Origin of the sequence: Pseudoalteromonas sp. T1lg21 (assembly GCF_002964625.1) — a bacterium.
Classification (GTDB): Bacteria; Pseudomonadota; Gammaproteobacteria; order Enterobacterales; family Alteromonadaceae; genus Pseudoalteromonas; species Pseudoalteromonas gelatinilytica.
This window is the reverse complement of sequence record NZ_PQBX01000056.1, coordinates 612260-631833: the sequence shown is the minus strand read 5'-3', so window position 1 is coordinate 631833 and position 19574 is coordinate 612260. Positions and strand designations below refer to the sequence as shown.

Here is a 19574-nt window from a genome sequence, read left to right as displayed (position 1 = left end):
CAATTGGTTAGAAACGGTATTCCCAGCTAGTTCTCAGGGCTGTGTTTGTTTCTGACTCATCACCTTTTTCATCTTTTGAAATAAGCCCTGTCACTTTCCACAGACCATTAAACACAGATTGCTGATAACCAAGCTCTAACTGCAGCTGACTCGTATCTGATGCGAGCTCAGCGTGTGTGGTTTCGCTTTCAATCCAACGTAACTTCGCATGGCCACCATAACCATTTAGAGTGTGGTAATAGGCGCCAAGGATAGCCGATTTACTTTGTAGCGGTGTTGAGCTACCAATTAAGCGTGAGCGTTGTGTATAGCTGCCAGAGCCATATACGCAATCGCTAATTTGATCACAGCTTTGCTCTGTATTTGAGTATTCAAAGTAGCTTTTTAATAGACTTTCTTTCGAGCCAAAATAGCTTTCTACGCCTAGCGTATAAAATGGCTCACTCGGTGCTAAACCACTTTCATTTCGACCCATTACTTCAGCATAAAATGCCACAGGTTGCGCCGCTAAAGTGGTTGAGTACTTAACATCTAAACTCGTTAAACGGTGTGTTGATTCACTGCTTTCGAGTGTAACAGGGTTGATTTCGAGGCTAGTTAAATAATCAGAGCCTGCACTGTTAATTGCTATTTCAAGGCCTGTTAATGGCGTACTTGCAAACCGGAGTGCCCAAAAGTCACCGTCATCTGAATTATTTAGATATGGCTTTTGTTTGGCGTAAATACCCGTTAACTGCCAATTACCGATAAACGACAGCCAACTTGGGCCTACATATTGCGTATTTGTTCTGCTGAAGCGCACACCTTTCATTGGCGCCGCATTATTTGATAGAAGTAGGGCGTTATCGTTACTTGGCCCCCACCAATGACTAACTTGCTCTGCACTGATTGACCAATTACCCAGGAGTACGGCTAAATAGCTATCTTGATAAGTAACATGCTGTTTATCAAGGGCGTCATCGGCGTAATTTACACTCACTTTAGCGCTAACACGCTTCCCTGTGATTGAACCATAACTATTTACACCGCTTTCTTGCTGGTGGCGTTTACCAAAACCTTGCTGAGTGAGAGGTTCGCTGTTGTAGTTTAGGCGAATACCTGAGCTGGTTTTTTGTTTTGCATTATCAAGAGCATGTTTTACATGCTGATAAGCAAATAAGCTTTGCTCGTCAAGTTGGCTGGTATTGGTAACGTCTAGGTCGCGTGCGATACCTTGCCACATTAATGGATAGCTATTAATTGGCTGTTTAATAATGCCTTGGTTAAAGAGCATTTCGATTGAAGCGCGAAGCAATGGGTCGTCGCTTTCTATCCATGGTCCAGCAACACTTGGCGCAGAGATCATTAGTAATGCTGTTAAGCTAATGAACTTTTTTAATTTCATCCGTGAATTTTATCCTGTAAGGCTTTGGCTACGACTGGGTCAACAAACTCGCTTACATCGCCATTGTGGCGTGCGACTTCTTTGACGAGTGTCGATGAAATAAATGAATTTTTTTCTGCCGGTGTTAAAAATACACTTTCTAGATCTGGGTTTAGGCGACGATTCATATTCGCTAACTGAAATTCATAGTCAAAGTCAGACACCGCACGAATTCCACGAATAAGCACTTCGGCTTTGTGGTCGCGAGCTAAATCAGCCAATAAGCCAGAAAAACCAATCACACTCACATTATCAAGGTGCGCCAAAATCTTATTAGCAAGTTCAACGCGCTCATCAAGGGTAAAGCAAGGTTGTTTACTTGGATTATGCGCAATGGCAACAATCACTTTATCGAACATTTTTGCCGCGCGATGAATTAAGTCTGTATGGCCATTTGTAAGTGGGTCGAAAGTGCCCGGATAGATTGCAGTAACGTTCATAACATTCAGCGATTTATAAATTTGCTTGCTATATTAACAGTGTTTTCTCGACGATGCAGCTTCGAAAGTACGCGTATCGGATTAGAATCCTTCACCTATATAAGGTACTAAACCGATTGAGGTTAATATTTTTCAAGGTAGTATTTAATTGCTGCGCATTTGTTTATACTGCTCGGCTGGGGACCGTAATAATCATAAAAAACAGAGTAAATAAGCTATGAGCACAAAGGACAAAATCATACACACCAGCATCGAGTTATTTAATCGCCATGGTGAGCGTGCCATAACAACTAACCATATTGCTTCGCATATGGGGATAAGCCCAGGTAACTTGTATTATCACTTTAAAAATAAAGAAGATATTATTCGTCACATATTTGCTTTGTATAGCGATCATTTACACACTCACTTTAAGCCACTGACTCCCGGTGACGACGCACTAGAAAACCTAGCGGGCTATCTTGATTCGCTATTTGAACTTATGTGGCGTTTTCAGTTTTTCTACGACAACTTAGGCGATATCTTATCTCGTGATGAAGAGCTGAAAAAAGGCTACATTGCGTTTCAAGCTGAGCTTTTAGAGCAAGTCAAAGATGTGCTATTTGCATTGCGTGAAGGCGGTATCATTTGCATTGAAGACGAAGATGTCACAGAGCTTGCGCATATGCTAAAAATGACCGTGAGCTTTTGGACGCCTTACATCAAAGCTCGTCGCTTAAGTGGTGAACTTGCCAGAGCTGATATTTATAACGGTATTTTAAAAGTATTACTGCTATTAAAAGCTCATTGCACTGAGCAACACTTAGAACAAGTAAATCAATTAAGAGCTAAGTATTTAGCCCTTGCTGAAACAGAGCAAAGCGAACAATAATCCCGCAAAGCAGTTTATTTCCTAGACGCTATAATTTTTGTTATAATCGCGCGCCCTTGAGGTTGCTATACCTCAGGGCGTGTGAAATCCACAGTCTAAGAGTGAACTATGCTTAAATTTATCGTCAAATTACACCCTGAAATCGCGATCAAGAGTAAATCTGTTCGTAAGCGTTTTACCAAGTTATTAGAAAATAACATTAAGATCGTTTTGCGTCGTGTTGACGAAAAAGTTCAGGTAAGAAACAACTGGGACAATATCTCTGTTGTTAGCTTGCTAGAATCTGAGCAAGTTCGCTTAGATATTATCGATGGCTTAAAACGCATTCCAGGTATCGTACAGTTTATTGAAGTAACAGAAACAGACTTCGACTCAATCGACGATATTTACCAAAAAGCACTTGAACTAATCGGCCACACGATTGCGGGCAAAACATTCTGTGTACGTTGTAAACGTTCTGGTAAGCATGACTTTACATCGAGCGACGTAGAGCGCTACGTAGGTGGTGGTTTAAACCAGCATGTTGAAGGTGCGCGCGTTAAGTTATCTCACCCTGAAGTAACTGTTCGCTTAGAAGTGCGTGATGATAAAGCATACATCGTTACTCAAACTCACTTAGGTATGGCGGGCTTCCCGCTGCCTACACAAGAAGATGTATTGTCGCTTATGTCGGGCGGTTTTGACTCTGGTGTTGCCAGCTATCAAATGATCCGTAAAGGTGCACGTACTCACTTCTTATTCTTTAACTTAGGTGGGGCTGCGCACGAAATCGGTGTTAAACAGGCGAGTTATTATATCTGGAAACAGTTCAGCTCTACTCACAAAGTGAAGTTCGTTACTGTTGATTTTGAACCTGTTGTTGCTGAGATTTTAGAGAACGTTGAAAACAGCCAAATGGGTGTTGTACTTAAGCGTATGATGATGCGTGCCGGTAGCCAAGTTGCAGAAAAACTAGGTGTACAAGCGCTAGTGACTGGCGAAAGTATTGGTCAGGTATCAAGCCAAACACTGGCTAATCTTAGTGTGATTGACCGTGTAACGGAAACTTTAATCATTCGCCCGTTAATCCAGCACGATAAGCAAGATATTATTGATATTGCGCGCAAAATTGGTACGGCTGAGATGGCAGAAAGTATGCCTGAATACTGTGGCGTAATTTCTAAAAAGCCTACGGTTAAAGCTAAAATCAAAACTATTCTTGCCGAAGAAGCTAAGTTTGATTTCGACGTGCTAAATACAGTTGTTGAAAATGCACGTGTGATGGATATTCGCGATATCGACACCGAAGCTAAGCAAGAAGTGAAAGAAGCAGAGTCTGTATCTGATTTACCTGAAGGAGCGGTTGTTGTTGATATTCGCTCACCTGAAGAAGAAGACGCAAACCCACTAGAGCTTGAAGGTATTGAAGTTGTACATTTACCTTTCTTCCGTTTAGCGACTAAATTTGGTGACTTACCAAAGGATAAAGAATATTACTTATATTGTGCTAAAGGTGTGATGAGCCAGCTACAAGCACTGATCCTTCACGAAGAAGGCTTTAGCAACGTAAAAGTGTATCGCCCGTAAGGGATAGTGAGAAAAGCGCGACATGTTCGCGCTTTTTTAATGCCTGAAATCATTACGAGAACTTTCCACTTTCCCCTTGAAACTTTCCCCTTTCCCCTTGTAGCTTTATTCTTTACTCTTTCTCTTAGTAGCTAGCAGCCCATCAACTTTTAATTTTTATCATGCTTAGCATTGCTTGATTATAGGGGGTTTTTATCCCTAACTTAGCACCTTGCTCACACACATAGCCACAAATTGCATCAATTTCAGATTCTCGATTATGGCTGATGTCTTGTTGCATAGAAGAAAAGTTTTCAGCGGTGGCTGTCATCACAGAATAGGCTTGGTCCAACGCCTCGCTGAGTTTTACATCAACACCTTGTTTATTGGCTACCAAACACGCCTCACTAAGTAAATTAATAATGCGCGTGCTAAATTGTGGTGCGCGTAACTGGCCATTTTTAACGTTATGAATTGCCGTTAAGGGATTAATGGCAATGTTCACTAGTAGTTTTTGCCAGCGCAGCGAGTGAATATCATCGCTCACAGAAAAATGTGGTAAGTAACTAAACTGCTGCTTAAGCTCGTTGAGCCTTTCGCTTGCAGCCGCATTACATGCGCCTAGCACACTTTCACCATTTCCAGTGTGGTTTACGCTATAAGGTGTTGTTTTAAAACCAGCTAGACGCGTTGTTAAAAACGCTAATCCTTGCGTGTTCAAAAGCTGGGCATTAAGTTCATCAACATTACCCATACCATTATGAGAAATAACGATTTGGCAGTCTTCATTGAGGTAAGGTTTTATTTGCTTAAAGGCCGCTTGAACTTGAAATGCTTTAACGGTGATTAACACTAAATCAAAGGGCGCTGAATGACCAAGCTCTTTATGATTAATGAGACGGGCTTTGATAGGGTGTGATTTACCATTACTTGCTTGATAAAAACGTGTGGTCAGGGTTGGCTTGCGGGTCAGTAATGTAATGTCATGTTGTGCAGATAAAAAATGGCTAAACAATAAGCCAATTGCACCATCGCCAACTATTAAAACATTAGCCATTACGTTGCTTACTACCTAAATGAAAACCAAGTTTTATAGCAAAATAGCTGATGGCACCAATAAAGTCAGCGATAAAGTCACCAACCGAGGCTTGACGGTAAGGCAGCATATCTTGCATAAATTCAATGGCGGCTCCATACCCAGCTAACAGTAAAATTTGCACCATGAGTGGTAATTTAAAGGCTTTATCCATCACCATGGCTAATATGAAGAAAATACCAAAATGCGCCACTTTATCTACGTGTGGGAAGAGGTTGCTCACCCCTTTAATTTCTTTGGCAAACAAAATCGTAAAGCCAATAATGCTGGCTAAAAAGATAACTTGGTAAACACGCCTTGTCACAATAAACCCTAAAAATGCCGAAATTGAATGGCCAGTATATCAAACAATTTTTGCATCGCACCTGAACAAATCGGATAAAAATAGAAAGAATCGACAAATAAGCGTTATAATTGCCAACCATAAATGAATTTAAAAAAGACTATGTTAGGAGAACCCCATGCCTTCATTTGATATTGTTTCTGAAGTAGAAATGAACGAAGCGCAGAATGCAGTAGATAATGCAAAGCGTGAACTAGAGACGCGTTTTGATTTTCGTGGTGTTGATGCATCAATCGAACTAAGTGATAAAGTAATCAAGTTAAAAGCTGAAGCACCACAACAAGTAATGCAACTTTTTGACATTCTTGCTGCGAAAATTTCAAAGCGTGGCTTAGATGTATCTAGCCTAGAATTAAGAGATGAGTCGCGTAGCGGTAAATACGTAATGCGTGATGTTGCTCTTAAGCAAGGTATCGAAAAAGACGTAGCGAAGAAAATCGTTAAGTTAATCAAAGACTCAAAAATTAAAGTACAAGCCGCGATTCAAGGTGAAGAATTACGTGTAACTGGTAAAAAACGTGATGATTTACAAGAAGCAATGCAAGTTGTTCGTACTGCTGATTTAGGTCAACCATTCCAGTTCAAAAACTTCCGCGATTAATACACTGTGTTTATAGCTTTAAGCTATAAGCCTGCAAGTTTCTGAACTTTACAAGGAGCGTATTTTGAGACGAATATTAGGTTACAGAGAAAAAGATATCTTCTAGCTATTTTCAGCTAGAGGATATTTATGTCAGTAAAAAACAAAACAATTGACCGTAATAAACACGGTAAAATAAACAGAAAATACACAGGTCCACACAGTACTTATTTTTACCAACAAACACCAAGTTGGTGGGTGAAAATGACAATGACTAAGCCAAGAAGACGCTTAAATAAAGCTCTTTGTAAGCTTGTGCTGAATGGTGCTGACCCAGAAGGAATTGTTTTTCCGTTAGGAAACTCAAAACCTCATGAGTACTTCTGGTAATTATTGTTTTATAAAAGCCAATCACTATGTTGATTGGCTTTTTTGATCTGACTCCACTTGCAGCTTGAAGCTTTAGACTTAAAACTTTTTTAGCAGTATAGCCGTCCATTGACTTTCTTCCCCAAAATCATCACAATAACGGCCTATTTTCGAGGTGCTTGCTGTATCTTCTGATACGTTTTATTTCAAAGGGTGAAATAGTCGCAAGATAATCGGGAAGTCGGTGCGTTTTCAGGGAGAAAACAATGCCAACACTGCCCCCGCAACGGTAATGTATATGCCATGCATTTACAGAGTCCGGAGACCGGCCTTGAAGTAACTTACTATTCGCGTGTGCGGTGGGCACAGGCTAGGGGATATCATGCTAAATAAATCTGCGTTAGGCGTAGCGGTTGCTGCTGCGTTGTCTTTTTCTGTATCTGCTGACGAGCAATCGATCGAGCATATCACAGTTACTGCCAATAAATTCGAACAATCAATTAATGATGTATTAGCCAGCGTTACTGTTATAGACCGTGCTGATATTGAAGCAAGCTATGTTCGTGACTTACCAAGCTTACTGGCCACCCAAGCAGGCTTTCAAATTAATGCCAATGGTGGTTTTGGGCAAAGCTCAGGTGTGTCATTACGTGGTGCAAGTTCTCGTCATACGCTAATTTTAATTGATGGTGTACGCACCGGCTCTGCAACACTTGGCTATAAAAGTATTAGCAATATTCCTTTAAACAGTATTGAGCGTGTTGAAGTAATTAAAGGCTCACGTGCTGCTGTATATGGTTCTGATGCGCTAGCTGGTGTGATTAATATCATTACGCGTAAAGCACAAAATACGACCTTAGATGTTACTTTTGGCTCAGACTCTTACCAAGAGTACCAAGTAGCGACAGGTGATCAGTTTGCGGGTGTTGATGTGGCCGTTAATGCCGGTTATGAAAAAACAGATGGGTTTGATGTCCTTCAAGGCTTAGCGCCTGATGAAGACGGCTACGAGAACAAAAACCTTGGCTTTAATCTAGGTTATCAAAATGAGCAGTTAGGTGAGTTTTTAGCGCAAGCACAATACTCAGAAGGCGAAGCAAAATACGATAGCGCTTATAGCCCTGCAGACAGCACTGTAGAAAAAGGCGAGTTCGAAAATTACCAAGCTTCACTAGGTTGGAAAAAAGCTTTCGAAAAACACGGCCATGCCATTGATATTGCAATATCAAGTGATAGTTCAGATGACTCACGTATTGATTACACAGGCGCAACGGTGGTCGATAAGTTTGAAACTGAGCGTGAGCAAATTGATTACAATGGCCAATACTTTTTCAATCAAGCGCTGACTCTTAGTGGCGGTTTGAATTGGTATAAAGATGAAGTGAACACTAACTCAGGTACTTACTTAAAAGACAGCCGTGAAGTATTCGCTGCGTTTGTTGGCGCTTATTATGACGACGAACAAGTACTGGCAAACCTAACCGTTCGCCAAGATGATGATCAACAGTTTGGTGATGAAACAACTTACACCGCAGCTGTTGGCTATCACTTAAATGACATCGCTACATTCCGCGTAAGTCAAAGTACGGGTTTTAAATCTCCAACATTTAATGACCTATATTACCCTGGCTCAGGTAACCCAGAGTTAAATCCTGAAACATCAGATAACCAAGAGCTTGGTTTATCACTCAATGTGAATGATATCAGCCTTGATATTGCGATTTTCCGCAGCGAAATCGACAACAAAATCGCTTGGGCACCAAATGCATCAGGGCAGTGGATCCCAACCAATATAAACGAAGCTCGCCACGAAGGTGTTGAGTTTAGCTTTAAAAACCAAGTGTTTGGCTTTGATCACAGCTTTAACTTTACCTACCTTTCAGCGGAAGATACTGAGACAGGTCAGTCACTAACCTATGTGTCAAATCACAGTGTGAATTGGTCATTAAACAAAGCATGGGGTGATTTTGATGCCGGTATCGATATGCAATACCGTGGTGATCGTGATGGCAAGTTAACGCACTTACCTTCGTATACGTTATGGAATTTAGTAGGTCACTACCAAGCAACTGACAACTTAACTGTGTCACTACGTGTAGAAAACCTATTCGATAAAGAGTACAACGCCGTTGATGCCTATGGTACAGACCTAGATGGTGATTACATCAACGACGAATTTTATTACTACAACACGGCCGAGCGTCGCCTGTTTGTAGGTGCCCGCTATCAGTTCTAATAACCACTAAGGTCAGCTGAGTTGTTTACTTATAGCGAGTAATTGACATTAATTTGCCCGTTGATGTCATTAGTCCTAAGTTAAAACAAGCTCAGCGTTATTATTAGTTCTGCGTCTAAAAGCTCGCTACCTACTTAGCGGGCTTTTTTCATTTTAGTTTATCTGCGTAATACTGTTCGAACTTTGCAAGCTTAGGGGCAATCAGAATACTGCAATAACCTTGGTTTGGGTTTTCATTGTAATAGTCTTGATGGTACTGCTCTGCAGGGTAAAAGTTTGTAAGCGGGCTAAGCTCGGTGACAATCGGCTCACGAATTTGCTTTTGTAAAGCATCAATCATGGCTTGAGATTCTGCTTTTTGCTTTTCATCATGATAGTAAATAACACTTCGATACTGGGTGCCGACATCATTACCTTGGCGGTTTAACTGTGTGGCATCGTGTAAAGTGAAGAACATTTCAAGTAGGGTGTTATAGCTTACAATACTGCTGTCAAAATCGAGCTGAACACTTCAGCGTGACCCGTTAAGCCAGTACAAATTTGCTGATAATTTGGGTTTTCAATCTCACCGCCGGCATAGCCAGAGCTGACATTAAGCACGCCTTTTACGCGTCTAAATGCGGCATCAATACACCAAAAGCAGCCGCCGCCAAAAGTGGCGATTTGTATGTTGTTATCCATATTTCACTCCCTTACCGTTTTGCTGACTATAGCCGAAAAAACAAAACGCCGTAAAGACGGCGTTTTGTTAAAGCTCAAGCTTGTTTAAATTTCTTCTAACGGCTTGTCTTTTGCTTGTTGTTCTAACTTGCTCTGTAAGTACTCAGGCGACTGGGTATTTCGGGCAAGTGCGCTGTATGCTGCAGGTACAACGAACAAGGTTAGTAAGGTTGCAACAATAACACCTGTAAATACCACCACACCAATTACCATGCGACTTTCTGCACCTGGGCCACTTGCAAGAACTAGCGGTACCGAGCTCATCACTGTGGTCAATGAGGTCATAATAATTGGGCGTAAACGTTGTGTCGCAGCTTGGCTAATCGCTTCGTTAAACTCAACGCCTTTATCGCGCAGCTGGTTTGCAAACTCAACAATCAAGATACCGTTTTTCGCACTTAAACCTATCAGCATTACGATACCAATTTGGCTGTAAATATTTAGAGTAAGTCCGGTGTACCACAAGCCAAATAACGCACCCACTAAACCAAGTGGCACAGTAAGCATGATCACAAATGGGTGAATAAAGCTTTCAAACTGGGCTGCAAGTACTAAGAAGGTAACAGTCAGCGCCAGAATGAATACATAGGTCATTGCCGATGCACCTTCATAGAACAGCTGAGATTCACCCTTGTAGTCAATTGCACCGTCGATGTCGTTTTCTTCTGCTGCCACTTGATTTAAGAAGTTAAGCGCTTCTTCTAGGGTATAACCATCTGCTAAGTTCGCACTTAACGTAATTGCGCGCATACGGTTATAACGGTTTAAACGCGATGCGGTGGCTTCTTCTTTTAAGCTAATTAAGCTATCTAGCGGCACTAATTCACCACTGCGTGACTTTAAATAGATATTTGAGATATCAGTTGGGTTAGCAAAGTCTTCTTTGGTGCCTTTTAAAATCACATCGTATTCTTCACCGCGGTCGATAAAGGTCGTTACGCGGCGTTGCCCTAACATGGTTTCTAGCGTGCGGCCTACATCAGATACAGAAACCCCTAAATCCGCGGCTTTGTTTTTATCAATGTTGATTAAAAACTGCGGGAATGTTTCTTTGTAATCGTGGTCAATTCTTACCAAGCCTGGGTTTTTCTCAGCACGCTCAATAATACGGTCTCGCCAATCGGCTAGCTGGTCGTAATCGTTACCTTGCAGTACAAATTCAATCGGACGAGATGAACCGCCGCCACCAATACCACGGCGCATAATGGCAAACGCACGCACATCAGTCACTTCAGTCATTTTACCGCTGATTTCGTCCATTACTTCCCACGTCGAGCGCTTACGCTTATCCCAGTCAGCCATACCAATGATAGCAACACCACCTTGGCCGCCCCAGCCCGGCACACGAACAAGCACTCGGCTCAATTCACCAGACTCAGAGTAAGGCATTAAACGTTCTTCAATTTTAGCCATGTTTGCAGCGTTATTTTCATAACTTGCGCCCTCTGGGCCACTCATCATGATAAAGAAAGTACCGCGGTCTTCTTTTGGAGTAAGCTCTGAAGGCACTTTTTGAAACAGCATAAAGCTGGCAACACCGGCCAAAATCATAGTCAGTAGTAAGCTCCACTTACGGCCCATATTTGAAGCCAGCGAGTTACGATAGGCGTTTTCGATTTTGGCGAAGGTTCTATCCATCCACTGGCTAAATTTACTCTCTTTTTCTGAAGCTTTTAACACTTTAGAGCAAAGCGCCGGAGAAAGGGTTAATGCAGTAATACTCGAGAAGAACACCGCGGCACTTACTGCCATCGCAAATTCTGTGAATAGGGCACCAATACGACCATCCATAAACACTAGCGGTACGAAGACCGCAATCAATACGAGTGTGGTGGCAATAATCGCAAAGCCAACTTCACGGGCACCACGAAACGCTGCAAGCAGTGGTGGTTCACCCAGCTCTATACGGCGGTGAATATTCTCAAGCATTACAATCGCATCATCTACTACTAAACCGATAGCAAGCACGAGTGCCAGAAGAGTTAATAAGTTGATTGAGTAACCCATAGCCAGCAAGAACATAAAGCTGCCCACTAAGGCCACTGGTACGGTTACAGCAGGCACTAGGGTTGCGCGGATATTGCCTAAAAATAGGTAAATAACCAAGACAACTAGCGCCATTGAAATCCCAAGGGTTCTATACACTTCATCAATAGACTCTTTGATGAAAATTGATGAGTCATAGCTGTCTTGAATGGTGGTGCCTTCTGGCAGGTTACGCTTAATTTTTTCAAGCTCTGCGCGGGCATTATCAACCACGGTTAGGGTATTGGCTTTTGCTTGCTTGACGATACCCAAACCAATCATATTACGGCCATTACCTCGGAATAAACTTTCGTCGTCAGCAGCTTCTAAGTGAACATCAGCCACTTCACCTAAACGTACTAAATAGCCGTCATCGCCACGTTTGATTACTAGGTTTCTAAAGTCTCGCTGATCTTTATAACTACGCGCGGTACGTACTGTAAAATCACGGTCGATAGATTCGATTTCACCGGCAGGTAATTCAACGTTTTCAGTGCGTAAGGTATTTTCAATATCGCTACTGGTAATACCGCGCGCTGCCATCGCTTTACGGTTTAACCAGATTTTCATTGCGTATTTACGCTCGCCACCCACGCGTACATTAGAGACACCATCAACAACCGCTAATCGGTCAACAATAAAGCGCTGTGCGTAATCAGATAACTGCAATGAATCCATAGTGGTACTGTTTAGTACGAACCAGGCAATTGGGCTTTCATCACTGTTTGATTTAGAGACCTCTGGTGGGCGAACTTGCTCAGGTAAGCTATCAAGGGCACGGGCGACACGTTCACGTACATCGTTTGATGCGGCATCGATATCGCGGCTGATATTAAACTCAATGGTGATATTTGAGCGACCATTTCGGCTTGATGAGTTAATACTTTTAATGCCTTCGATACCCGAAATGCGGTTTTCGAGTACTTGGGTGATTTTCGTTTCAATAATCTCTGCGCTGGCACCTGTGTAATCAGTGCTAACGCTGACAATCGGTGTTTCAATATCTGGGTATTCGCGCAGTGGCAGCATAGAAAATGCCACTAAACCAAAGGTAAGTAACAACAGGTTTATTACGATCGCAAAGACCGGGCGTTTAACACTAGTATCAGTAATTTTCATGTTTAGCCCTTGATACTTACTTTGCTGCCAGTACGGATCTTAATGATGCCTTCAGTCACAACTTGTTGGCCATTTTCAAGGCCTTTATCAATGGCTACCCAGCCATTGTGACGACCAGCCACATGCACCTCGACTTTGTTTGCAACGCCATCTTCAATTTGGAACACATAGTGTTTGTCTTGTTGCGGGATCACGGCTTTCTCAGGCACCATAAGTGCTTGGTTTGAGCTTAACTCTAATGCGGTATTTAACAGCATACCTGGGCGTAATAGGCCTTTTTCATTGATAAAGCTTGCAGTCACTTCAACGCTACGAGTGACTGAATCGATACGCGAGCTAATATGCGTCACTTTACCGTTAAAGGTTCTATCTGGGTAAGCATCGTTTTGGGTCATCACTTTCATTCCTAGCTGTAACTGCGCTAGGTATTTTTCTGGTACTTTAAAGTCGACTTTAATGATGCTGATATCATCAAGGGTGGTGATGTTTGTAGTATTGCTAACATAAGTACCAATTGAAATTTCGCGCTTGCCAAGTAAGCCAGAAAAGGGTGCTTTAATCGTCATTTCGGCAAGTTTTGTTTTAGCGCTTTCAAGTTGTGCTTCGGTTGCGTCTACGCGTGATAGCTGCTCTTCTAGTAACGATTTAGCCGTAGCCTGTGAGCGAGATAGCTCAGTAAGGCGTTCAAGTTGACGGCGTTCTTCACGTAAATTAATGCTTAGCTCTTTCACTGCTAACTCTTCTTCTTGAGATTGCAATTGAACCAGCTTTTGACCTTTACTAACTAAGTCGCCATCATTGAAAAAGATATCGGTAACATAATCGTTTTGTGCACTGCGAATATAAATCGCTTGGTTAGCACGAGCACTACCAATTGCTTCTATTAGCACCGCATTTTCTTCGGCTGTAACAGTGTGTGCTGTCACCTGCGTTGCTCTGTCGCCAAAGTTGCTTTGCTCACCTTGGCTTGAAGGTAAATACAAATAAATACATAACCCTAGTAAAAGGGTAATAATAAAAGGAAAAAGTGCTTTACCAGATTGTGTAGAATACATCATCGTGTTACCAGAAAATTAGTTGAGTGTAGTGTACAAAATTAGTACGTGCCCCGTATGTCAGGTATCTCATAAATTTGTGCATTTGGCGTAAAAGTTAAAAGTTCGGCTAATTTGTTCCTTTATTGTGACTAAAAGAGAGGTTTTAGTATGGGTAAAGAGCCAAAATGTAATTATTGTTTAACGCTTAGAAAGATAGTTTTGGTCACAATTGTGATGTTTATTTTTTACTTTTCTGTTTATGGATAAGAAACCTCCTGCACTTAGAGTGCGCGCACAAGCATCCCGCCATGGTAGTGAGTTTTTAATTGTGGGCGGTATTGGGTTAATCATTATTATGCTAGTTAACCTATTGAGGCCCGGTGAAATTAGCATTGTTGAGATTTTTTTAGCCACAACCTGCATTGCGGCAATTTTTGTTGGCTTTTTAAAAACTCAAGAACCATACTTTAGCCTAACATTTACTCAGAATTTACTTATTTATCATCACAAAGTTGGGAATTGGCAGCTAAATCATGCTAATTTTCATCATAGTGGTATACCAAAAGTGGAACAGGGCTTAGAATACCTTGAGTTAAATGCAGTTGGTATTAAACTCAATAACATAGATGAATTTTTAACACAGATTCACCCAAGAATTGCCGGACGATTACTAATAGAGCAGCGTCATCTATTTATGCAAGTTATTCAAAAACATTGCAAAAATGGTGATTGCCCATCAGAATGGTTAATAGAAGAGACGGACTACACTGCCCCAAGTGGTCAGCTTTACAAAGGATTGATTGCCATGTTTGCCAATCGTACGCAGCATTTAAGGCAATTGACAGGATACGATTTATTACTGCCTGCCAATGTACTTGATGTTGATATTTGGCAATTTAGTGCTGATTTGAATCGTTGGAAACTGAATCCTAATGAGTTTATAGAGACTCGCTTGCAGAAAATGTAAGCTTTAGGTGGCAGAAAGTAGTAGGAAAAGGCTATGAGTCAAGAACGTTCTTTTATTAAAAGCGGTCGAAACACAATTATACACAAAGATAAAAAACTTGATTTAGTGATAGTGAATGGTGAAAACCATCCACGTATTAAAGTGACCCAAAATGGCCTTGAGCCTTTCAAAGAAGATCTGCCAAAAAACCGTCGTGAAGCGAAAGAGCGCTATCTAGAGATGGTATATGTAACCAGTCCAGATGTGTTCGCAGAAGAAAAACGTTTACTGTTTATCCAAGCCCTAGATGGTCGAGAGTATAAAGTCGACTACAGTAAAGTCGGCACAAAGCTTTTCGTTCGTATCCACCAAGAAAGTTATTTATAACTCCTAGTCTGGCACTTTAATTGCTTGTTATTAGCTTATTTGGCAGTCGGCCTTAACCGACTTTTCATTTTAAGGTGGTAAACATGAGATTAGTGCCTCTTGCCCTAGTTGCATTAACGACATTAACAGCCTGTGGTGGCGGTGGCGGTTCGAGTGACTCGAGCACAACCGCTGCAACCGTTAATGCGGGCACAGATCAGCAAATCATTGAAAAAAGTGAGTTTACTGTATCTGCAAAAGGCTCTCCAAGCGATGGAACCTTCACTTGGGAGCGAGTCAGTGGCCCAGCATTAGAAGGTTTTCCTGCTGAGGGTGCTGAGCAAACTGTTACTGCTCCTGATATTAAGCTCGATTCAGAGCTTGTGTTGAAAGTGAATTATCAAACCGATGATGGGCAACTTGTTTCCGATCAGGTAAGTATTTTTATTACTTCCAATAACCAACTCCCGGTTGCTGTTATTACCCAAACTGCGCCAGAAGAGTTGCCATCACAATACAATGATGTGATCACATTAAGCGGCGAAGAATCTGCTGATATCGATGAAAATGGCTCGGTTGACAGTTATTTGTGGACGCAACTGGATGGTCCGGATTTAACCGCTGATAGTTATACAAACCAAACAATTAGTTTTACTCACCCATTACTTGAATCAAATACAGCAATGACATGGCGCTTGACTGTAACCGATGATGAAGGTGGCTCGGCGAGTACTGAGGCGTCGTTTACCTTAAACAAAACGGTTGAGGTAATTATTGCTGATGCAGGGGAAGACCAGCAGGTTATCGAGTTTGATACCGTAACCCTTGATGCCAGCAATAGTGAAATTGTGACAGCAACAAAATCATGTTTTTGGGAGCAGTTAACAGGCGAAACAGTGACGTTGGCAAACCAGAACCAATGTATCACGACGTTTGTAGCCCCTGATGTCGATACCGATTCAGAGCTTAGTTTTGAAGTTACCGTGACAGACAGTAAATCGCGTAGCGACACAGATACAGTGATTATCGATATAAGTCCAAAACCGTTGGGATTAATTAACGATACCGGTATGAGCGATTGCTATAACAACTCGCAAAAAATTAATTGCGGCAGCGAAGACTTCCCAAGCCAAGACGCAGATATAGGCCGTGACAGTGTCGCCAATCAACTAGATAAAGTCGGTCAGGGTGACTTGGCGTTTGATTTTACCAAAATGAATGAATATGCCGACGAACTTCCTGATGATGCGACCAGCTTTAGTTGTGTACGCGATAACGTGACGGGCCTTATTTGGGAAGTAAAAGAAGCAAGTTCAACATTACCGCCGTCAACAACCGATCGTGCAGCAACAAACCATTATACCTGGTATTTAAATGGTTCAAGTGGTGTGCAAACGGGCAGTGTACAAGGGGCTGCGAGCTCTACTTGCCCAAGCACCAGCAACTGTGGCCTGCAAACTTACATTAATGATGTAAACAGCAGCGATTTTTGCGGTGGTACAAATTGGCGTGTGCCCACTTACACCGAATTATTAGGGTTATTAGATTATGCCAAGCAAGGTGAGTCTTCGATACTTAATAGTGACTTTTTCCCAAATCAACCGAGCGACACGCAACTAAGTACAGATGGCAGTTCGTTTATGCCTTATTGGACTTCGCAAACCGCGGCAGATGGAACAAGTTTGTCGCAAGCTTATATTATCGATATGAGTAGTGCGAATGATTTAGCGTATCCAAAAAGTAACACTGCCTTTGTGCGCTTAGTTAGAACGCCGGGAGAGTAATATGCGAAACTTATCTTTAATCACAGCACTTACCGTAATCGCTCTGCAATCGAGTTATGCCGCTGCGCAAGTATGTTATAGCGCCGTCACTGAGACGACGCCTGATAGCCGCTTTACTATCAATGAGGATGGTACAGTAAGTGACAGCGAAACGGGTCTTATGTGGCAACGTTGTACCTTTGGCCAAAGTTATGATAGTGACACGGATACTTGCGAGGGCACGAGCCAGCAGCTTACATGGGGCGAAGCTTTACGCGGGGCCGAAAACGCAACGTTTGCTGATTACACTGATTGGCATGTGCCAAATGTAAAAGAGTTAGCAAGTATCTTAGAGCATAGTTGTGTACAGCCTAGTATCAACGAAACGGCATTTTTATCGACTAAGCTGCAAAACTATTGGAGCAGTACTTCAGGGATCAGTCGTACCGATCTTGCTTGGGTGTACCAATTTGATAAAGGCATAAACAGCCTGCACGCAAAAACGTCCGATGTTTATTTGCGTTTGGTGCGCTACGAAAAGTAACTGTTAATAACTTCTAACCGCGCTTGCTCAAGCGCGGTTTTTATTTCTGCGCCTTTAATACCTTGAGCAATAAATTGCTGCGGACTAACTGCTCGTGCTTGCTTAGCTGTCTTTGTGAGCGACTCAAAACAGCTAACAGGTTGTTGCTGACTTATTTCTAACACCTTCAATACTTGCTCAAAACGCTCAGGGCGACGCCATAAATCAAGTTGATTAAAGCAAGCAAAAACAGCTTCGCTAGTCGGTTTTTCTGCACTTAATGTTGTTTGATGAGTTTGGCTAAATAGCGCTAAATCACGCACTTCATTAGGTAAGCGTATGTTGCTAGCTATCGTTTTTATCTCATCGCTTGAAAGTGATAAAGTAATTTGGCTAAATAATAACGCAGTGTCGTTAATTTGTAGTTTGTTAGCATAGTCAAAACGTGCTTGAAACGTATTGTAAAGCTCATCACACCATTTACTTTCAAGCTCAGGGCTAATCACATGCAGGCCATTGATGCTGGCAAGTACATTTAGAAACTCGCTAAATGCGCCATCACTGAGGGATTTTTCGCATTCCAACCAAACGCGCTCAGCGGTGAGGGTACTCAGTTCACCGGCTTTAACCATCTCGGTTAATAGTGATAGGGTTTCTGGGGCGATAGTAAAGCCTAGGTAATGATAACGAGCAGCAAAACGCGCTACTCGCAATATGCGTAGAGGGTCTTCACTAAAGGCATCGGAGACATGACGTAATACACGATTTTCAAGATCTTGCTGGCCAGAAAATGGATCAACTAAGCTGCCATCTTGGGCTTGCGCAATGGCGTTTACGGTGAGATCTCGACGAATTAAGTCTTGCTCTAAAGTGACATCAGGCGCGAAATCACAAATGAACCCCGTGTAACCTTGACCTTGTTTTCGCTCGGTACGGGCTAGCGCATATTCTTCTTTACTTTTAGGGTGTAAAAATACTGGAAAATCTTTTCCAACTTGTTGATAGCCTTGGCTGATCAGTTGCTCGGGCGTTGCACCAACCACCACATAATCGCGCTCTTTAACGTCACGACCAAGTAGGGCATCTCTCACTGCGCCACCGACTAAATAAACCTGCATAAAACACCTAAAATTTTGCCTTTTCGCTATTTTACGTTATTTAACCAATAAAATGTAAACAAGGTTTTAAGTAGCGATGTTTTTTGCCATTATAGACCGTGATTTTAAACGCAAGGAATAACACGGTGTATTTAAGCTATTTTGGCTTGTCAGAAAAACCCTTTTCGATTGCCCCTAATCCTGAGTATTTATTTCTTAGTGAGCGCCATAAAGAGGCATTAGCACATCTTACCTACGGATTAGGTGAAGCGGGTGGCTTTGTTCTGTTAACAGGCGAAGTGGGTACAGGTAAAACAACACTAACAAGAAGCCTGCAAGAGCAGTTACCTGAAAACACCCAAGTGGCACAAATTCATAACCCAGCTTTGTCACAGCTCGAACTGCTTGCCAGTATTTGTGATGAGTTGAAAATTGAGTATGACAGCGCGAATGCGACATTAAAAACGCTTACTGATGTTATTAAAAAACATCTAGAGGCAAATAATCAAGCAGGTGGTCATACCATCTTAATTATTGATGAAGCACAATTACTCGCGCCAGATGTGCTAGAGCAATTGCGCTTATTGACGAATATCGAAACGGATCACAAAAAGCTACTGCAAATTGTGTTAGTTGGGCAACCAGAGTTACAAGAGTTATTAAAACGTACTGAATTAAGACAACTAGCTCAGCGTATAACGGCACGTTATCACTTATTACCATTAACGGAAGGGCAAGTATTTGCCTATGTTAAGCATCGCTTGTTTAAAGCGGGTACAGAGCAAGCCTTGTTCTCAGGTGATGCGTTAAAAGCAATTTATCAAGTCACTCAAGGTGTACCAAGATTAATCAATTTATTGTGTGAGCGTTGTTTAGTAGGGGCTTTTTCGCAGCAAAAATTGAGTATTGATAGTGAGCTTGTGATGCGCTCAGCTGCTGAAGCATTGCCACCCACGAGTACACCAATGGCCACAGTAGCAAATAAAGAGCCGAGTTATGTTTGGCTCTACCCAGTTTCATTTTTAGCCGTATTAGGAATGGGTATTGGTTTATCCTACCTAATATAACGAGTGTT

17 protein-coding genes, 1 pseudogene and 1 riboswitch are annotated in these 19574 nt (G+C 42.0%); of the genes and pseudogenes, 10 read left to right on the top strand and 8 right to left on the bottom strand.

Annotated elements, in window-relative coordinates; translation table 11 throughout:
* Nucleotides 1-7: 7 nt before the first annotated feature.
* Together C2M25_RS13090 and coaD are read right to left on the bottom strand one after the other, a co-directional pair.
* On the bottom strand, nucleotides 8-1384 hold the full coding sequence (locus tag C2M25_RS13090) for a capsule assembly Wzi family protein (RefSeq protein ID WP_105181286.1): 1377 nt from the start codon (nucleotides 1382-1384) through the stop codon (nucleotides 8-10).
* Nucleotides 1381-1863, bottom strand: coding sequence for a pantetheine-phosphate adenylyltransferase (coaD, locus tag C2M25_RS13085; RefSeq protein ID WP_063703162.1), 483 nt, complete (start codon nucleotides 1861-1863; stop codon nucleotides 1381-1383). The genes C2M25_RS13090 and coaD overlap by 4 nt, the downstream gene beginning before the upstream one ends.
* A gap of 217 nt (nucleotides 1864-2080) precedes the next feature.
* On the opposite strand from coaD, the gene C2M25_RS13080 reads away from it, so the two are divergent.
* The gene (locus C2M25_RS13080; RefSeq protein WP_105181285.1) at nucleotides 2081-2734 is read left to right on the top strand and encodes a TetR/AcrR family transcriptional regulator; all 654 of its coding nucleotides are present in this window, start codon (nucleotides 2081-2083) and stop codon (nucleotides 2732-2734) included.
* 108 nt (nucleotides 2735-2842) lie between these two features.
* Nucleotides 2843-4300: a tRNA uracil 4-sulfurtransferase ThiI gene (gene thiI, locus C2M25_RS13075; RefSeq protein ID WP_063703169.1), complete on the top strand. Its 1458-nt coding sequence runs from the start codon at nucleotides 2843-2845 to the stop codon at nucleotides 4298-4300.
* A gap of 142 nt (nucleotides 4301-4442) precedes the next feature.
* Here thiI and C2M25_RS13070 read toward each other — a convergent pair whose 3' ends face one another.
* Together C2M25_RS13070 and C2M25_RS13065 are read right to left on the bottom strand one after the other, a co-directional pair.
* On the bottom strand, nucleotides 4443-5336 hold the full coding sequence (locus C2M25_RS13070; RefSeq protein WP_063703172.1) for a ketopantoate reductase family protein: 894 nt from the start codon (nucleotides 5334-5336) through the stop codon (nucleotides 4443-4445).
* Entirely contained in the window at nucleotides 5329-5679 is a 351-nt protein-coding gene (locus C2M25_RS13065) for a VanZ family protein (RefSeq protein ID WP_063703175.1), read from the bottom strand. Before C2M25_RS13065 ends, C2M25_RS13070 begins: the two co-directional genes overlap by 8 nt.
* Nucleotides 5680-5836: 157 nt before the next feature.
* On the opposite strand from C2M25_RS13065, the gene C2M25_RS13060 reads away from it, so the two are divergent.
* The 3 genes from C2M25_RS13060 (at nucleotide 5837) to C2M25_RS13050 (ending at nucleotide 8903) form a co-directional block, all read left to right on the top strand.
* Entirely contained in the window at nucleotides 5837-6319 is a 483-nt protein-coding gene (locus C2M25_RS13060) for a YajQ family cyclic di-GMP-binding protein (RefSeq protein ID WP_063703177.1), read from the top strand.
* A gap of 129 nt (nucleotides 6320-6448) precedes the next feature.
* Complete coding sequence (locus C2M25_RS21745; RefSeq protein WP_130050669.1) at nucleotides 6449-6688, top strand: hypothetical protein; 240 nt, start codon at nucleotides 6449-6451, stop codon at nucleotides 6686-6688.
* Nucleotides 6689-6859: 171 nt separating this feature from the next.
* A riboswitch (cobalamin riboswitch) is annotated at nucleotides 6860-7015 on the top strand.
* A 34-nt stretch (nucleotides 7016-7049) separates the two neighbouring features.
* Nucleotides 7050-8903, top strand: a complete 1854-nt coding sequence (locus C2M25_RS13050; RefSeq protein WP_105181283.1) for a TonB-dependent receptor domain-containing protein — start codon at nucleotides 7050-7052, stop codon at nucleotides 8901-8903.
* 148 nt (nucleotides 8904-9051) lie between these two features.
* Here C2M25_RS13050 and msrA read toward each other — a convergent pair.
* From msrA to C2M25_RS13035, 3 genes and pseudogenes are all read right to left on the bottom strand, one after another.
* A pseudogene (msrA, locus tag C2M25_RS13045) lies at nucleotides 9052-9584 on the bottom strand (peptide-methionine (S)-S-oxide reductase MsrA).
* Between the two features lie 84 nt (nucleotides 9585-9668).
* The gene (locus C2M25_RS13040; RefSeq protein ID WP_105181282.1) at nucleotides 9669-12767 is read right to left on the bottom strand and encodes an efflux RND transporter permease subunit; all 3099 of its coding nucleotides are present in this window, start codon (nucleotides 12765-12767) and stop codon (nucleotides 9669-9671) included.
* A gap of 2 nt (nucleotides 12768-12769) precedes the next feature.
* Nucleotides 12770-13822 (bottom strand): efflux RND transporter periplasmic adaptor subunit, encoded by a 1053-nt coding sequence (locus C2M25_RS13035; protein ID WP_105181361.1) that lies wholly within the window; start codon nucleotides 13820-13822, stop codon nucleotides 12770-12772.
* Between the two features lie 241 nt (nucleotides 13823-14063).
* Between C2M25_RS13035 and C2M25_RS13030 the strand changes: the two genes are divergently transcribed.
* The 4 genes from C2M25_RS13030 (at nucleotide 14064) to C2M25_RS13015 (ending at nucleotide 17423) form a co-directional block, all read left to right on the top strand.
* Nucleotides 14064-14771, top strand: a complete 708-nt coding sequence (locus tag C2M25_RS13030) for a DUF2982 domain-containing protein (protein WP_105181281.1) — start codon at nucleotides 14064-14066, stop codon at nucleotides 14769-14771.
* A 33-nt stretch (nucleotides 14772-14804) separates the two neighbouring features.
* Nucleotides 14805-15137, top strand: a complete 333-nt coding sequence (locus C2M25_RS13025) for a hypothetical protein (protein WP_105181280.1) — start codon at nucleotides 14805-14807, stop codon at nucleotides 15135-15137.
* A gap of 83 nt (nucleotides 15138-15220) precedes the next feature.
* The gene (locus C2M25_RS13020) at nucleotides 15221-16900 is read left to right on the top strand and encodes an Lcl C-terminal domain-containing protein (protein WP_105181279.1); all 1680 of its coding nucleotides are present in this window, start codon (nucleotides 15221-15223) and stop codon (nucleotides 16898-16900) included.
* A 1-nt stretch (nucleotide 16901) separates the two neighbouring features.
* A complete protein-coding gene (locus C2M25_RS13015) occupies nucleotides 16902-17423 on the top strand; it encodes an Lcl C-terminal domain-containing protein (RefSeq protein ID WP_063703194.1) in 522 nt (173 codons plus the stop codon).
* Here the strand turns inward: C2M25_RS13015 and C2M25_RS13010 are convergent.
* On the bottom strand, nucleotides 17411-18520 hold the full coding sequence (locus C2M25_RS13010; protein WP_105181278.1) for a tRNA nucleotidyltransferase: 1110 nt from the start codon (nucleotides 18518-18520) through the stop codon (nucleotides 17411-17413). The two genes, C2M25_RS13015 and C2M25_RS13010, sit on opposite strands and share 13 nt — an antisense overlap.
* Nucleotides 18521-18645: 125 nt before the next feature.
* Here C2M25_RS13010 and C2M25_RS13005 point away from each other — a divergent pair, with 125 nt between their 5' ends.
* On the top strand, nucleotides 18646-19566 hold the full coding sequence (locus C2M25_RS13005; RefSeq protein ID WP_105181277.1) for an ExeA family protein: 921 nt from the start codon (nucleotides 18646-18648) through the stop codon (nucleotides 19564-19566).
* Nucleotides 19567-19574: the final 8 nt, after the last annotated feature.

Bases quoted from the DNA above. Each gene is read 5' to 3' on its own strand.
- C2M25_RS21745 (WP_130050669.1), top strand. From the start codon at position 6,449: ATGTCAGTAAAAAACAAAACAATTGACCGTAATAAACACGGTAAAATA.
- C2M25_RS13030 (WP_105181281.1), top strand. From the start codon at position 14,064: ATGGATAAGAAACCTCCTGCACTTAGAGTGCGCGCACAAGCATCCCGC.
- C2M25_RS13010 (WP_105181278.1), bottom strand. From the start codon at position 18,520: ATGCAGGTTTATTTAGTCGGTGGCGCAGTGAGAGATGCCCTACTTGGT.
- coaD (WP_063703162.1), bottom strand. From the start codon at position 1,863: ATGAACGTTACTGCAATCTATCCGGGCACTTTCGACCCACTTACAAAT.
- C2M25_RS13080 (WP_105181285.1), top strand. From the start codon at position 2,081: ATGAGCACAAAGGACAAAATCATACACACCAGCATCGAGTTATTTAAT.
- C2M25_RS13090 (WP_105181286.1), bottom strand. From the start codon at position 1,384: ATGAAATTAAAAAAGTTCATTAGCTTAACAGCATTACTAATGATCTCT.
- C2M25_RS13020 (WP_105181279.1), top strand. From the start codon at position 15,221: ATGAGATTAGTGCCTCTTGCCCTAGTTGCATTAACGACATTAACAGCC.
- C2M25_RS13015 (WP_063703194.1), top strand. From the start codon at position 16,902: ATGCGAAACTTATCTTTAATCACAGCACTTACCGTAATCGCTCTGCAA.
- C2M25_RS13050 (WP_105181283.1), top strand. From the start codon at position 7,050: ATGCTAAATAAATCTGCGTTAGGCGTAGCGGTTGCTGCTGCGTTGTCT.
- C2M25_RS13070 (WP_063703172.1), bottom strand. From the start codon at position 5,336: ATGGCTAATGTTTTAATAGTTGGCGATGGTGCAATTGGCTTATTGTTT.
- C2M25_RS13040 (WP_105181282.1), bottom strand. From the start codon at position 12,767: ATGAAAATTACTGATACTAGTGTTAAACGCCCGGTCTTTGCGATCGTA.
- C2M25_RS13025 (WP_105181280.1), top strand. From the start codon at position 14,805: ATGAGTCAAGAACGTTCTTTTATTAAAAGCGGTCGAAACACAATTATA.
- thiI (WP_063703169.1), top strand. From the start codon at position 2,843: ATGCTTAAATTTATCGTCAAATTACACCCTGAAATCGCGATCAAGAGT.
- C2M25_RS13035 (WP_105181361.1), bottom strand. From the start codon at position 13,822: ATGTATTCTACACAATCTGGTAAAGCACTTTTTCCTTTTATTATTACC.
- C2M25_RS13060 (WP_063703177.1), top strand. From the start codon at position 5,837: ATGCCTTCATTTGATATTGTTTCTGAAGTAGAAATGAACGAAGCGCAG.